Source organism: Methylobacterium sp. AC832 (assembly GCF_979256025.1).
Genome location: NZ_CEEDMV010000005.1, coordinates 57,967 through 71,762, shown reverse-complemented (window position 1 = coordinate 71,762; position 13,796 = coordinate 57,967). Strand labels below are relative to the sequence as shown.

The window sequence follows — 13,796 nt, the reverse complement described above, 5'->3', positions numbered from 1 at the left end:
CCGCTCGTGCGGTGTCCTTTACGACTTTAGGCAGCGCGTTCTCCGCAATTGCGCCATATGATCCGTTAACGACTTGGCTGGCAGTTCATAACAAAAATTGGGGGGCGGAACGTGGTAGTTATTTCTAAGAGCAGTAATTATACGGTCTCTAGTAGCTTTGGTCGAGAGATTGTTGAAGGTACCAGCGCCGTTGGCACCAACGGTCAAGTCGTCTCAATGCAGATCGATCAGATTAATCCTGTGTACCGTTCGTTCTATTGGGAGATTGTGCCTCTTTCGGGTCAGAATAGCGACTTTTGGGTTGATTTCGGAAGTAATGTTATTGGTGGAGAGCCCGGATGGCTTGATCATATTAGCGGCTTCACCCATGATGGATATTTAGAATTTAAAATCAATCCGGACAAACTTGCCGAATTGGATGAAAAGTTCGCCATTAAATTCTATCTCTCGCCGTATGATGCCGGTATTGGCAGAGCTCCAGTTACCTCCGCGACATTCACAATCATTGACGACGACCCAATCCGCGTAGTGGGTAACAACTCGGCAAATATACTGAATGGGCAGAGTGGGTCCGATACGATCCTGGGCAAGTTCGGCGATGACACCCTCATCGGAGGGCGCGGGGACGACCTCCTTGATGGCGGCACGGGTGCTGACAAAATGACCGGCGGTCTCGGCAATGATACGTTCGTTGTCGATAACGTTCTGGATCAGGTCATCGAAGCGGCTAAGCAGGGAACTGATCTAGTCAAATCTTCTGTATCGTTCACGCTTGGAGCGAACGTCGAGAACTTGACGCTGACTGGCGCTAACGGTCTCAGTGGATACGGCAATGAACTCGCCAATGTTCTAATCGGGAATGCCGGTAAAAACATTCTCGATGGTAAGGGCGGCATCGATACCATGCGCGGTGGTGCTGGGAACGATGTATATTATGTCGACAATGCCAAGGATCAGGTCATCGAGGTAGCTTCGCAGGGTACCGATAAGGTCATCAGTGCTGTAAGTTACGCTCTAGCAACCGGGCAAGCGGTTGAGGCGCTCGAGGCGGTGGCCGGAAAGGTCGGCATCAGCCTCACTGGCAATGATAAAGCCAACACCCTCGTCGGCAATGCCGGCGCGAACCGGCTCGATGGTGGTACAGGCAAGGACGTGCTGACTGGCGGAGCCGGGGCAGATACGTTCGTGTTTTCGACCAAGTTGAGCAACGCAAACGTCGATCACATCAGCGACTACGCAGCTACTGGCGATACCTTTGAGCTTGCGCAAGGTGTGTTCAAGGCGCTGACACTGGGTGATCTTGCAGCCAGTGCATTCAAGGATATCGCATCGGGCGCGGTGGATACGTCAGACCGGGTTCTCTACAATCGGGGGACGGGCGAATTGTTCTACGATGCGGATGGGAATGGTGCGTCTAAGGCTATTCTTTTTGCCGTTGTCGATACAAAGGTCGCGTTAAATCACCACGACTTCTTCATCGCCTAGGGTGCGATTTCAGACATGACGTCCGTCTCGGGAAACCGGGGCGGACGTATCTGCTTAGTCAAGCATCCCTCTCGATTGCGGAAAGGTATGCCGCCCACATATCCAGCGCGATCCGCTTCTCTGTTGCGTAGATTGCGCGATTGTAGATCCCGGCCACACCCGCGCGGTGGCCGGAAATGTGGTTCAGCACGGCCTCGACCACATGAGGCAGAACGCCGATCTCGTTCATGCCGGTGGCGGCCGTGCGGCGCAGATCGTGGAGTCGCCAGCCGGTGACGCCTGATCGCTTGTCGTGCGCAGCCTTCGCCCGTGAGAACCCCTGGAATCCGCCCTCCCCCTGACCGAACACTAGCGTACGACCTTCGAGTCGTGGTGCCTCGGTCAGCAGGCCCAGGGCAGCACCGGACAGTGGCACGTCATGCGGCAGACCGTTCTTCACCCGCTCCGCCGGTAACTTCCAGACCGCTCCGACCAGATCGATCTCGGCCCAGGCCATGCCAGCGACCTCGTCGCGCCGCTGGCCCGTCAGCAGTAGCAGCCGGACAATCCGACCGAAGTCGTCGTCGCGGCACGCGCCGAGGACGGCCTTGATCTCGTCCTCTGTCAGAATTCGAGCCCGCCTCTCCTCTGGCGCAGGCTTCGGGACGCCCACGACCGGGTTCATGTCGGCAGCGCCGGTCCCGATCAGCCAAGCGAAATGAGCAGACAGCGCAGCACGCGCGCGATTCGCGGCATAGGGGCCAGCCCCATCACGCACGGAGAGATCATCGCTCCGGGGCGCGCGGTCATGTTCAACTCGGGGTACAAGCCCCACGGCGTGAGCGCTGCCGTGGCGATCCCCTACGCCAACATCATGTCGTTGGTCGATGCGCGCGAGAACGGCGACCAGCAGGGCCCGGCGGCGGGCATCTCGTTCGGCATGGTTCAGCCCGGGCGCCTGGGATCGACAGAGGCATCTGCTGTTTCGGTTCACGCCCGCGGCGGCCAGAAATACGCAGTTCTGAAAAAGAACGGCTCGGAAGGCGGAACCGAATACAACAACTTCATTCGCTCTTTGAGGCGAATGAAGGTCATCGCGCAGATCAACGGTATCCTCTACCTAAGTCCGGCGGTGCACTGGATTCAGGGAGAGGCGGACATCGATCAGACGTTGGTGATCTACTCCGCCAACATGATCGAGTTTCAGCATGACGTCTCGGCCGACGCGGGTCAGCCGGTCGTCGTCATCATGGATCAGACCAGCAGTTGCACGGCCTATAATCGCACCACGTCGGAGGTGCCGCTCGCTCAGCTTGCGGTGGCCCTTGCCAACCCCCTCACGCACGCCTGCGTCGGCCCCAAATACTTCCTGACGTATAGCGACGGCATTCACCTGGTGGCTGACAGCTACAATCGTCTGGGCTGCTATCACGCCCGTACCCGCGACCGCATGCGCAAGGGCCTCGACGCCCGGCCTATGCACGTCATTAGCGTGACGCGGATCAGCGCGACCATCTTCCGGCTGAAATTCTACGTTCCCGCCGGCGAACTCACCATCGACACGACGACCGTCAGCGATCCGGGAAACTACGGCGTCTCGTGGAATCAGACCGGCGGCACTGCGCGCACGATCACTTCGGTCGCCAAGGTCAGTGCCACCGAGGTCGACGTGACCCTCTCGGGCGATCCCGGCTCCTTTGCACCCACAAGCCACATCGGTATCGCGCTCTACGGCGTGGCCGGCAACGATGCCGGCCGGACGACTGGCGCCAGGTCCTGCTTCCGCGATCAGTCTACGGACCTTGATATCGACGGCAACCCAATGCCGAACTGGGCCTGCCATCAAAAGCTTCTCGTCACGGCATAAGCTCAAGGAACCCTGCAATGTCCTGCTTTAATAAAGTAGTCCGTGGTGTCGCGCCGCCAACAAACAGTGGAGGCTTGCCTAAGGTCTCCAACAACTCGCTGGACCGGCTCCTCGGGGGCGTTGCCAACGATCTGGGTGTCTCGCTGATTCGGCATGACGTCAACCCGGCCTTTCTCGCTCCGACAACCGACTATTCGATGTACGGCGTTGACCGCGCGAATGGTGTGCCCGTCCAATCGATCCGTTCCGCCGTCACGAAGGTCGCCGCCGACGCGGCATTCAACGGGCGCCCGCTTATCGAGTTCACGGCCGGGTCCGGTGCCACGGCTGGCCAAGCCTCCGATCTCCGCATGGAGGTCCAGCCGCCGGATAGCTTCACAGTGTTTGTGGTGGCTTCCATTGCGGCGTCGCTCAAGGCTGCGCCCACCACCTCGCGCCTGATCTTTGTCGGCGAGCCCGGAAAGACCATCTGCTCTCTGTCGTTCCTCTCCAACGGCACCATGTCGTTCGGTACTGCGTCCTCGGCTGCGGAAAGCGCAATTCCCGCTGCGAGCGTTCCTGCGGCGAACGTAGCAGGCGTTTACGCCTTCACGTATGACCAGGTGGCGAACGTCAACGGTATCTACCTCAACAGCGCCACCCTAATCGACAGCTCCACGCCGACCACTCCCTACGCCTTCAGCAGCGCGACCAGGATCGGGTTCGGCGGGCCTGCGGGGGTCAACGTAGCCGGCGGCTGGCTCGGCAAGATGGCACGTGCCGATCTCCTCACGGGCGTCCTCTCGCCGGCCAACCTCGCGACCGTCATGGCCGGGTACAAGGCCGAATACGGCATCGCGTAGGACGACCGGCTGAGACGCGGAACCCGCTCAGCGCATCCCATCGATATCGTTCCTTCCGCCGCCTCCTGGGCGGTTTTTTTATGCCTGGAGGCACCCTCATCATGGAAATGTCCCCCATCGGACGCGCGGCCCTCCTGGCGCGCGAAGGCGAGCGGCTGACCGCGTACAAGGATTCGGTCGGCGTCTGGACGATCAGCGTCGGCATCACCTCTGCCTCAGGGCTGATCAAGGTGACGCCGGGACTGACGATCACGAAGGCGCAGAGCGATGCGCTGTTCGCGAAAGGCGTCGCTCAGTATGCGGGTCCGGTCTCGGCCGCCGTGAAGGTGCCGCTCGCCGACCACCAGTTCGATGCCCTCGTGTCGCTCTGCTTCAACATCGGGGCGCCGTCGTTCGCGAAGTCGACCGTCGTGCGCCGCCTCAACGCCGCCGACTATGCCGGCGCGGCCGAAGCCATCCTGATGTGGAACAAGCCGGCGGTGATCATCCCGCGCCGGCAGGCGGAGTACGACCAGTTCCGCACGCCCTACTCGGTGAAGCGGCCGAGCCAAGTCCGCGGCGGAGCGCCGGTTCTCGGCGTTGTGTCAGGTGGAATGGCCTCCGGGGCAACGAAACAGCCCGTTGTGTCAACCAAACCGCCAGTTTCCGCAACGAAACCGGCCAATCCCGCAACCGCAGCGCCTGCTCCCGCTTCGCTCGGGTTCTGGGCCCGGCTGCACGCCGCTCTCTCGCGAAAGGCAGCCTGATGCCTCGTCGCCGATTCCGCACGCGTGTGCGCGCTTGGCTGTCCAAGCTGAAGGGCTGGCGGGTCTACCTGGCCGCCCTCGTCCTGGCGCTGCCCGAGAGCCTCGACGGTCTCGGCTTCGTTGACTTCGCCGCCTACCTGCCGCCGGCGGTCGCCGCGCGCGTCGGGGTCGGGCTGGCGGTCGGCCGCCTGGTGCTCGCGCCCTACCTGCGCACCCTCGCCGCCGCGAAGGCGCCGCCTGCCGGAGATCCGCGCTGATGTGGAGCTTCCTCGCCAAACTGCTGCTCGGTCTGCCGGGCCTCGCCGACGGCCTGTTCGGCTACCTCAACAAGCGGTCGGACAGTGCGGTCCTGGTCAATGGCCAGAACGTCGCCGCCGACGTCTCGGTCGGACAGGCGCAGCTCGCCGCCTATGTCGAGGAGCGCAAGGTGATCGCGGCCGAGCGCGCTGCGCAGCACCTCTCGCCCTGGACGGCCTGGATGGCCTAGCCCTCCGAGTCGGGTGGGCAGCATAGACCCGTGCCGTCTGTTGCCTACTCACCCGCACCGGTCTTCGGCTTGCGCTTGCCGTCCCAGCAAAAAGCCCGGCGCGCCATGACGGCGGTCGGGCCTGAGGAGACTGAGTTCGGCGTCCGGCTGAAGGCTAGACCGCCCAGTTGTGATGAACCAGCGCCGTAGGCTGCGTCCCAAAATCGAAGTCGCTCGCCTGCACGCTCGACACGCCCCGCAGAACGATCTTGATCGCCGTATCCACCCCATCGAACGTGACCAGGGTATCCTTCCCGCCATTCAGCACACGGGTATTCACGTCGAGGATGCTATCGACGAGGGCGGACACGTCGAGGTGATCACTTCCAGACTGGAAATTGTAGACGTTGTCCTGCCCGATATCGCCTCCAAACACGAACGTGTCCGAAGCTGCGCCGCCATAGAGGCGATCGCCGCTTACGCCGCCGTCCATCCTCGCACCATTTGCGCCGGCCCTGATGGTGTCGATGCCGTCATCGCCGAACAGAAGCGCGTATCCGCTTCCGCCTTTGATGGTGTCGTTGCCCGCACCACCATGGATCAGGTCACTGCCCTTGCCTGCAGCGACGCCATCGGCGCCTTGGGTGCCCGTGATGGTCACGGAGGTGCCAATCGCGCTTTGTGAAGTGATGTTCACACCCGAGGTAATAAGCGTCAGATCGAGCGTCGCTCCCTTGGCGACGTAGACTGCCTCGATGCCATCGAACGTCGTCTCGATGAACGTGAAGGTGTCCGCGCCCTGCAACAGAAGCTTGTCGGTGCCCCCGCCGCCATAAACGCTCGATCCACCGCCAGTGGCGATCAACTGATCGTTGCCGTCTCCGCCATTAAGGGTATCCGCTCCGCCCATGCCACGCAGAGTGTCGCTGCCGGCTAAGCCAGTCAGGATATTAACGCCGCTATCGCCGATCAGAGCGTCTTCGTATCGACTACCGCGAAGGTTCTCAATATCGGTCAGAGTATCGCCCTGCGCGTCGCCACCGGTGTTGATGCCCAACTTCAGATTGACAGTGACGCCAAGGAGGGAATGCTCGTAGCTAGCCGTATCGCTGCCACCCGCGCCGAATAGCCGGTCGGCTTCCTCACCGCCCTCAAGGACGTTGGCCTTCGCATCGCCCGTCAGGATATCGTCCTGTCGACTGCCACGAAGGTTCTCAATCCTTTCAAGAATATCCCCCCATGCGTCCCCACCGTTATTGATATTGGTCGTCAGATTCACGTCGACAGAGAAGGGTGACGTTTCGTAGCTCGACGTGTCGATACCGGGTCCACCTCGGATGACGTCGGCGCCATTGAGACCTTCGAGAATATTATCACCTGCGTCACCGACCAACAAATCAATAAAACGAGTGCCGACGACATTCTGAATGTCGACGAGCGTAACATAAAATACGAAGCCCTCCTTATTGTAGGCCTCGCGTTCATCGAGAAACACCTCCACTCTCAAAGTGTCCGGGGAGCTTGGTCCATCATAACCCACATAACTGGCAGTATTGCTTCCGGATCCGCCTTGGATGATGTTGATGCCGAGATTGCCCATCAAGGTGTCGTCGCCCTCGCCACCTCTCAATATATCGTTGCCCGAGTCACCGTATATGAAGTCACCAAGGTTTCCGCCTTCGAGAATGGAGTCACCTATCCTATCGTCATAGAAGATCAATAACGGGCCATCATTACTGGCAACGTTTATCTGGCTGCCACCACTTTGGTAGGTGTATTTTACCGAAGGGGCTCCCCCCAATGAAAGACTCAGGAACCCATTGACGAAGCCAACCTTCAGAGGCGCGTCTTTGTTCGAGTCTGGATCGGCGCTATTACTCAAAGGAATTATTTCAACGAGACGACCATCGTCGAAAACTGGCAATCCGGCGAGGCTCATAGCGTGAATTCCTACTTCGGCGCAATTCTACGCACGAATTCAGTCGAATTAAAGAAACTATCATGGAGGAATTCGCACGAAACGCCATTCGTCACGTTCGTTTGAAAGTAGGCTCCGGGGTGCAGCGCAACCATTAGGGCTTGGTCTAGAGGTTGGTACAAATGCCTATGATGACGCCCCAGTTGCAATGGGCGTGAGACGCCACGAATAAGGAAAAATCGTAAATCGAATCTCAGGAACTCAGCCAACTCCCGCCGCGGCGCCTCGACTTCCGCATTGAGTTCGCCGGCATCCACGGCCAGCTCGACACACTGCCCCTGCGCTTCGGCTAGCTGGCTGCGGATCTCGCCATTCTCGGTTGCTGGGGCGAGGAGGATGGGATTATCGAGAACAGCTGGGCGCGCATATACCAATCAAGTTGTCGCAATCGCGATTGCCCCTCGAAGGCCCAGGGATATGAAAAAACCCGCCACGGCGCGAGCCGGGTGGGTCAAAAACCGATCATGCAATGGATCATCTGCACGCCCCGATAGGGCCGGGAAGAGCTAAGTCCCCTCTGAGTTAGACTCACTCTGAGCCTACTCGTCCGCGCGCTTCGCTTTACGCAAGGCTGCGCGAATTCTGACTCGTCCTTCCTTAATTGCCTGAACTCGCGCGCTTCGCTTCGCTTCGGCATCAGGTGAACGGACCGGTGGGGTTTGCTCAGTCATCGGCCTCATGCACCACGAAAGCGGTCACGGCGATTGTCAAATGCCAAGGCCCCGACAGAGGTGGATCTTGTGAATTGACGGCGCTTTTCTATCAAGAAGACCGTCCGCCGGATAGGCATGGACTGGCTCGCAGGAGAAGACCCCGCCCAGCCGAGGCTGAACGAGGCCCTATCGTGCTCACTTGCCAACGAAGTCGGTTAGGAGCGCTCTTGGATGTTAAGATGCTTCGCCACATCGTCTGCATCTTCAAGGAGCAAATCCCTCTGGCGAACGCCTCCGACAACAGCGGGGTCGCCAGTTGCTATGTTAATCACGGCCCAGCCGCTTGCTTCGAAGCGAACAGCGTATCGGGAGATGGCATCGATATTGGTCATGGCTTGCCCTCTGAGATAGACAGGCAACGTAGATCACCGCTGTTGGTTGCCCACTCCTTTGCGTCTGGTTCCAGCTTTCGCCGGGCGGGGTCAAGTTGCCATAGGTTCTCGGGACGCTGACGTGTTTGGTCCCGGCATTTGGTGGAGCGGGTTTGACCGGAAGCGGCCGGGCTCGGCGGACCATGCCTTGCAGATGGCCTCGTAGGGCGTGAGACCACGCAGGGTCTTCAGGCGGCGAGCGAATTTGTAGGCGCTGACGAAGTCGGCCAGATGGTCGCGAAGCTGCGCGTGGCTTTCGTAATGATAGCGTTTGACCGTCGCGTCCTTGATCGTGCGGTTCATTCGCTCGACCTGTCCGTTCGTCCAGGGGTGTCGCGGCTTGGTCAGGCGATGGTCGATATCGTTGCGGGCACAAGCAAGCTCGAAGCTGTGAGCTCGGAAGGTCTCGCCGGCCGCAATCGCCTCCTGGATGATGGAGGCGGCCGAGGCGACGTTGCCGGGTGTGGTGAAGTGGGTGCCGTTGTCGGTGAGCACCGTGTGCACCCGGTAGGGCACGGCCTCGATGAGATGCCGGAGGAAATCGCCCGCGACCCGCCGCGTCGCTCGTCCATGGAGCTCGACGAAGGCGAACTTGGTCGTGCGGTCGATGGCGACGAGCAGGTAGAGCCGCCCTTCCGCCGTGTGAACCTCGGCCAGATCGATGTGGAAGTAGCCGAGCGGGTAAGCCTTGAAGCGCGACCGCTTGGGTTTGTCACCGTCGACCTCCGGCAGTCGGCTGATGCCGTGGCGTTGCAGGCAGCGGTGCAGCGACGAGCGGGTCAGGTGCGGGATCGTGGCCTGCAGCGCGTAAAGGCAGTCGTCGAGCGGCAGGAGCGTGTGGCGACGAAAGGCGACCACGACCGCCTCATCTTCAGGTGAAAGCACCGTCGAACGCGGATCCTTCGGACCCGTGCGCTGGTCGGCGACCGAGGTCCGCTGCCTCCACTTGGCGACGGTCTTCTGGTTGATCCCGTAGCGTCTCGAGAGAGCCCTCAGGCTCGCTTGACTATGCTGGATCGCTCGACGAACCGCCTCAGTCGTCGTGGCGCTGCCGTGAAGAACCTGGCCCATAGCGCGTCCTTCCACTCCAACGTGAAGATTGCACCATCAAACCCTGGGATCAAACAGCTAGCGAAGCTAGAAGGCATGGGCGTCGATTCGATCGCCGACTTGCGCGACCTCGAGCCGCGTCCCGTCCGCAAGGCGATGACGGTGGTCGGAGGCCTCATCATCCATGAGCTGCGCGGTGTGTGCTGCCTTCCGCTCGAACTGTTACCGGCTCAACGGAAGGGTTGTGTCCTTACGCGGCCGTTCTCCAGCCGGATCGAGGACGGCGCAACGATGGAGCAGGTGGTGTCAGCTGACGCGACCCGATTGGATGAGCAGTTGCGCCGAGGTGGGCTCGGCACGACCCACGTCTCGGTTTTCTACCACACGTCTGAACATGACTGCGGGGACCCGACGCGCTCCGTCTCGACGACGGTTACGTTACCTGAGGCGACGAACGGCACACTGGCGGCTGATCAAGGCGGCGCGTGAGGGCGTCGCTTGTATCTGGTGTGAGGCGCCAGGCGACCGGCCATGGCGCTACAGCAAGGCCGGCGTCATCACGACCGACCTCCAGCTGCTCGATGAGACCCAACGACCCTGATCGGACCGCTCGACCGCAAGCGCAACGCTCCATTGATGGCCGCGATGGACGAGTGCAATCGGCGCTTCGGACGCGGCGCTGTTGTTCGCGCGCGGGCCGGCCTGGAGGAGTAGCGGACTTGGTCGACTAAGTTCGAGATGCGGAGCGCACGCTACACGACACAGGTATCGGAACTGCCGACGGCCCATGCGTGAGAAGAGGCGATCATACCTTTGACGCACACCCCTTTTATCCCATGTCCTTCCGGCGGCAGAGCGCCAAGCGCGTCACACGGGCCGAGGCGGTGGAGATGGCGAAGGTGACCGTAAGGGCGCTGACGGCTGAGTTTGGGGAGCGTGGACCTCACTGAGGCTCTCCGTCGAAGTGGCAGATAATCCCGACTTCTCGGCTTCCATGGTATTCAAAGCCTCAGCGACGTTGTCGGCGTCCTCTCTGGACAGGCCCACCTGACGAACGCCCTGTACCAGCGTCGCATCTTTCGTTTCCCGGTGGATAACTGACCAGCCACCGGGCTCATATTGCACTTCGTGGAAATAATCTGAATTATCTTTTATGACAGCCTCCTTAACGAGGCGCTAGGTAGGTAGGGAAACCTGCCTGTCAATACCTACGAGTCTGGCCTCCGCTTGCGCTCGCTGCGCTTGAGTTCAGCTAAGGGCGATGTGACCATTCTTCATACGAGATGCGCGAACTGAGTTCCGAGCTCTGAAGCTTCTGCCTGAATTTCATGCTCATTTGCAGCGACCTGACCGGAAAGGCGAGCAACAAGCATCGGCAAACGCCAAGCCATGACATCCTGCCTGCTGATCATGCTCAACTGGCAATACTGCCGAATATAAAATTCTGCCAAAGCTTTACGAATAATTCTGTCTATCGCTTTTCTTAGCGTGCGAGTCTCGCCGACGCGTCCGCATCGGATGATGAGGTCGGTACGGGCGACATCTGCCGCCGGATGACCAGATGTTGACTTCTCCCAGTCTATGACGACCAAGCCCTCGGATGTGTAGAGAACGTTCTCCGGATGGAGATCCCCATGACAAAGCCTGTTACCATCCGGTAAGCGGTCGAGAACCGCGAGCGTTGTCTGTTTCAACCAGGACGGCACCCGAGCTCTGGATACCTGAATACGGATCGCGTCTTGTTGGTCCGGAAGCGGCGGGTTTTCAATTTTATGAATGCTATACTGAATGACGGCAAGTTTTCGTAACGCGCCTAACATTCCGAGCGGGTTACTTTTAAAATGTTCTAGGACTGTTTTGCCGTAAATATGTTCAAATATAACACCACTTCGTCCATCTTGCTCAATTATGCCCAAAGGAGCCGGGACACGCAGGCCATGGGAACGGGCAAAAGATGTCGCAACGAACTCTTTTTTCGCCAGCTGCTTGCCCCATTTTGCTTTGTAGAGTTTGAGTACTCGTCCGGACCTGTCTGCAAAAACTTCTGCACTGCGCCCCTCGCCCACGTGATGAGCTTGCTCAAAAGCGATTTCTGGCGTCGCCGACATGTCGATCCATCTCTATGCCCCGCTCAGTGCCAAGCTAGGAGTTAGGATCAACGATAGTGAGTTGGCAATCCATTCGCGATTACGAAGATTTCCGACATAAGCTTGATGTGCTTAGGCGCACACAACTCACCGAATACCTGCGGGGGCGGGAACCGCGCGGGTAGGGTCTGTTCGGGGCGAAATACACGCTCATGCCTGTTAGACGGCAGCGGAATTGCCCCGACAGTGCTCCTAAAACGCGGGAAAGCCTTCATGGCCGTGACGGCAGTCGGGCTTGAGGAGAAGGATAGAGCCACCAAGGGGAGTCGCACCCCTGGTTCAGGTTTCTTAGGCTTGTGATCTAACCGTTAAACTACGCCAGTAGCCGGATGAAACGGTGACCGGATGTCTCGTGGCAAGGCTGCAAACGAAAAACCCGCCGCGGCGTCAGCCGGGTGGGTTAATGTCTGCGAGGCTTATGAGCCGGCTTTCTCAGAGTGGAGATCAGAGCCCGCCGTTGCCCCCACCGCCGCCGCCAGCGCTACCGTTTGGCACGGCACGCGAAGGCTGATTGGCATTGCCGCCCGCGGCCGAGTCGCTCGTAGCCGTTTCGGCACCAGTCGCCCCACGCGAAACTGTCACGTCGCGGTCATTGCCGGTCGTGTTCGGCTGGTTTTCGATGACCGTTCCTGACCCGCTTGGCTGCCTTGGGGCAACACCCTGAGCGAGAGCAGGACCAGCGAGCAGAATCGTAGCGGTAACAAGGATCAATTTATTCATGGATGTATCCAAATTGAGGCAGCAGTGTTTCGCTTGAGCTAAATAAGTGCTGAGATCCCAATAAGGTTTCAGCTTGGCTGGTGCCGTTGCAACCGATCCGTTACAAAAAACCGCTCTGGTTCTCACTGGGCGGGTCATATCGTGCTCTGAGGACGACAAACAGGCGCGGTAGCGCGTCGGACTAATTGGGACGGAGGAGCGCGCTTAGCATGCGCGTCGCGTCCGTGCGTCCGGTTCTCGGTGGCCTGCTCTCGTTCGATTGCAGTCAGCAAGCTTGTGTACTGCTTCGCCTCATCCCGCATGGTCCGCACGCACTCGGCGATGCTGTTGATGTCCACGGTCTGCCGCCGGGCGAAGTCGCGCATCTCCTCCATCACGCCGGTGACCTCGCGCTGCACTTGTTGGAACGGCGCCGGCACATCGGCCGGCGTTGCGGGCACCGGCGGCGGAAGGTGCTCCTTGTCGCCCCGCACGCGGGTCACCATCCAACCGATTGGCGGGCGATGGTGGTATCCAGAAAATCCAGTCATCCCATTACCCGTCGACCCTTTCCAGCTTGTCGAGAACCGCACCAAGCCGGCTCTTGCGTGAAACGCCGACCAGGACGGCAATGTAGACCGACAGGGCCTCGAACCCTGCAAGCGTGCCGAAGACGGGAATGGTGAGGCGGGAGAATGGGCGACGGTGAAAACGTCATAGGTCAGCGCGAACGTGAATTGCACCACGATGAAGCAGCCCACCGCCGCGCCGAAGGCTCGGAAGCAGGCCCCCTTCGGACCCACCATCTGGTTGTTGATGAAGCCGTTGAGGAACATGACCAGCATGCTCGGCTAAGAGACTACTGTGGGCTCGTCAGTGGCTTCGCTGCCGGCGAAGGCACCGGAATAGCCGGCGGGATCATTAAGGAAGCGGCCGGCGCCGGCACGACGGGTGGAACGTCCAGCGGCACCGATGCCGTGAGCGGCGCGCTGACCGGCTTCGCGTCGGTGCTACGGGCCTTCGGCGCCGCCTTGGTGCAGGGCGTCAGGAACTGGTCCCGCTCGGCAGTCGGGGGGCAGCTACTTGTTCTTAATCCACAGCATGATCGCCTCGGCGCAGCCCTTCCGTTCGCCGGCGCTCAAGCGGTGGGGGAACGTCGAGCCGGTAGAGCCGCCCACACCGATGATGAAGGCGATGGAGATCAGGACTTCCCGCTCGTGTTCGGCCACCAAGACCTTGATGGCGGACAGGATCGGCAGCGCGTGCGAGGCGAGGTCACCGAGGAAAAACGCGTCGGCATGGGCCTGGTGGTGACCTGTCCGAGCTTGACGCCCTTGGTGTGGCCGTAGCCGGTCGTCGACACACCGACTCCGTCGAGCTAGGCTTCCAGCTGCACGCCTTCCCGCGATTTAAGCGCGGCAATGCCCAGCTGGGTCATGATGGCGGACGCGCC

At 60.2% G+C, this 13,796-nt stretch carries 13 protein-coding genes and 1 pseudogene; 7 read left to right on the top strand and 7 right to left on the bottom strand.

Translation table 11 applies throughout. From position 1 onward, the window contains the following. The first annotated feature begins 216 nt into the window (after positions 1-216). Positions 217-1,485 (top strand): calcium-binding protein, encoded by a 1,269-nt coding sequence (locus AC0IXR_RS17715; protein ID WP_471761638.1) that lies wholly within the window; start codon positions 217-219, stop codon positions 1,483-1,485. 58 nt (positions 1,486-1,543) lie between these two features. Here the strand turns inward: AC0IXR_RS17715 and AC0IXR_RS17710 are convergent, their stop codons facing one another. After that, the gene (locus tag AC0IXR_RS17710) at positions 1,544-2,149 is read right to left on the bottom strand and encodes a site-specific integrase (protein ID WP_471761637.1); all 606 of its coding nucleotides are present in this window, start codon (positions 2,147-2,149) and stop codon (positions 1,544-1,546) included. Between the two features lie 33 nt (positions 2,150-2,182). Between AC0IXR_RS17710 and AC0IXR_RS17705 the strand changes: the two genes are divergently transcribed. The 5 genes from AC0IXR_RS17705 (at position 2,183) to AC0IXR_RS17685 (ending at position 5,406) form a co-directional block, all read left to right on the top strand. Beyond that, on the top strand, positions 2,183-3,331 hold the full coding sequence (locus AC0IXR_RS17705; protein WP_471761636.1) for a sialate O-acetylesterase: 1,149 nt from the start codon (positions 2,183-2,185) through the stop codon (positions 3,329-3,331). Between the two features lie 74 nt (positions 3,332-3,405). Further along, positions 3,406-4,173, top strand: a complete 768-nt coding sequence (locus AC0IXR_RS17700; RefSeq protein ID WP_471761635.1) for a hypothetical protein — start codon at positions 3,406-3,408, stop codon at positions 4,171-4,173. A gap of 101 nt (positions 4,174-4,274) precedes the next feature. Next, a complete protein-coding gene (locus AC0IXR_RS17695) occupies positions 4,275-4,919 on the top strand; it encodes a lysozyme (protein WP_471761634.1) in 645 nt (214 codons plus the stop codon). Further along, positions 4,919-5,176: a hypothetical protein gene (locus AC0IXR_RS17690; protein WP_471761633.1), complete on the top strand. Its 258-nt coding sequence runs from the start codon at positions 4,919-4,921 to the stop codon at positions 5,174-5,176. The genes AC0IXR_RS17695 and AC0IXR_RS17690 overlap by 1 nt, the downstream gene beginning before the upstream one ends. Next, positions 5,176-5,406 (top strand): hypothetical protein, encoded by a 231-nt coding sequence (locus tag AC0IXR_RS17685; protein ID WP_056428905.1) that lies wholly within the window; start codon positions 5,176-5,178, stop codon positions 5,404-5,406. Before AC0IXR_RS17690 ends, AC0IXR_RS17685 begins: the two co-directional genes overlap by 1 nt. Before the next feature lie 154 nt (positions 5,407-5,560). Here AC0IXR_RS17685 and AC0IXR_RS17680 read toward each other — a convergent pair whose 3' ends face one another. After that, the gene (locus AC0IXR_RS17680) at positions 5,561-7,324 is read right to left on the bottom strand and encodes a calcium-binding protein (RefSeq protein WP_471761632.1); all 1,764 of its coding nucleotides are present in this window, start codon (positions 7,322-7,324) and stop codon (positions 5,561-5,563) included. 1,174 nt (positions 7,325-8,498) lie between these two features. Then, positions 8,499-9,518, bottom strand: a complete 1,020-nt coding sequence (locus tag AC0IXR_RS17675; protein WP_056428894.1) for an IS481 family transposase — start codon at positions 9,516-9,518, stop codon at positions 8,499-8,501. 45 nt (positions 9,519-9,563) lie between these two features. Between AC0IXR_RS17675 and AC0IXR_RS17670 the strand changes: the two are divergent. Beyond that, a pseudogene (locus AC0IXR_RS17670) lies at positions 9,564-10,292 on the top strand (DUF4113 domain-containing protein); the annotation flags it as partial. Positions 10,293-10,771: 479 nt separating this feature from the next. Here AC0IXR_RS17670 and AC0IXR_RS17665 read toward each other — a convergent pair. From AC0IXR_RS17665 to AC0IXR_RS17650, 4 genes are all read right to left on the bottom strand, one after another. Then, complete coding sequence (locus tag AC0IXR_RS17665; RefSeq protein WP_082470640.1) at positions 10,772-11,605, bottom strand: phosphotransferase family protein; 834 nt, start codon at positions 11,603-11,605, stop codon at positions 10,772-10,774. A 483-nt stretch (positions 11,606-12,088) separates the two neighbouring features. Beyond that, the gene (locus AC0IXR_RS17660) at positions 12,089-12,364 is read right to left on the bottom strand and encodes a hypothetical protein (RefSeq protein ID WP_471761630.1); all 276 of its coding nucleotides are present in this window, start codon (positions 12,362-12,364) and stop codon (positions 12,089-12,091) included. A gap of 134 nt (positions 12,365-12,498) precedes the next feature. Next, positions 12,499-12,849: a hypothetical protein gene (locus AC0IXR_RS17655; RefSeq protein ID WP_471761629.1), complete on the bottom strand. Its 351-nt coding sequence runs from the start codon at positions 12,847-12,849 to the stop codon at positions 12,499-12,501. Positions 12,850-13,422: 573 nt separating this feature from the next. Continuing rightward, a complete protein-coding gene (locus AC0IXR_RS17650; RefSeq protein WP_471761809.1) occupies positions 13,423-13,596 on the bottom strand; it encodes a glycoside hydrolase family protein in 174 nt (57 codons plus the stop codon). Between the last annotated feature and the right edge of the window lie 200 nt (positions 13,597-13,796).

Coding starts and splice junctions, on each gene's coding strand:
- AC0IXR_RS17715 (WP_471761638.1), top strand. CDS start 217: ATGCAGATCGATCAGATTAATCCTGTGTACCGTTCGTTCTATTGGGAG.
- AC0IXR_RS17710 (WP_471761637.1), bottom strand. CDS start 2,149: ATGAACCCGGTCGTGGGCGTCCCGAAGCCTGCGCCAGAGGAGAGGCGG.
- AC0IXR_RS17705 (WP_471761636.1), top strand. CDS start 2,183: ATGAGCAGACAGCGCAGCACGCGCGCGATTCGCGGCATAGGGGCCAGC.
- AC0IXR_RS17695 (WP_471761634.1), top strand. CDS start 4,275: ATGGAAATGTCCCCCATCGGACGCGCGGCCCTCCTGGCGCGCGAAGGC.
- AC0IXR_RS17690 (WP_471761633.1), top strand. CDS start 4,919: ATGCCTCGTCGCCGATTCCGCACGCGTGTGCGCGCTTGGCTGTCCAAG.
- AC0IXR_RS17685 (WP_056428905.1), top strand. CDS start 5,176: ATGTGGAGCTTCCTCGCCAAACTGCTGCTCGGTCTGCCGGGCCTCGCC.
- AC0IXR_RS17680 (WP_471761632.1), bottom strand. CDS start 7,324: ATGAGCCTCGCCGGATTGCCAGTTTTCGACGATGGTCGTCTCGTTGAA.
- AC0IXR_RS17675 (WP_056428894.1), bottom strand. CDS start 9,518: ATGGGCCAGGTTCTTCACGGCAGCGCCACGACGACTGAGGCGGTTCGT.
- AC0IXR_RS17665 (WP_082470640.1), bottom strand. CDS start 11,605: ATGTCGGCGACGCCAGAAATCGCTTTTGAGCAAGCTCATCACGTGGGC.
- AC0IXR_RS17660 (WP_471761630.1), bottom strand. CDS start 12,364: ATGAATAAATTGATCCTTGTTACCGCTACGATTCTGCTCGCTGGTCCT.
- AC0IXR_RS17655 (WP_471761629.1), bottom strand. CDS start 12,849: ATGGTGACCCGCGTGCGGGGCGACAAGGAGCACCTTCCGCCGCCGGTG.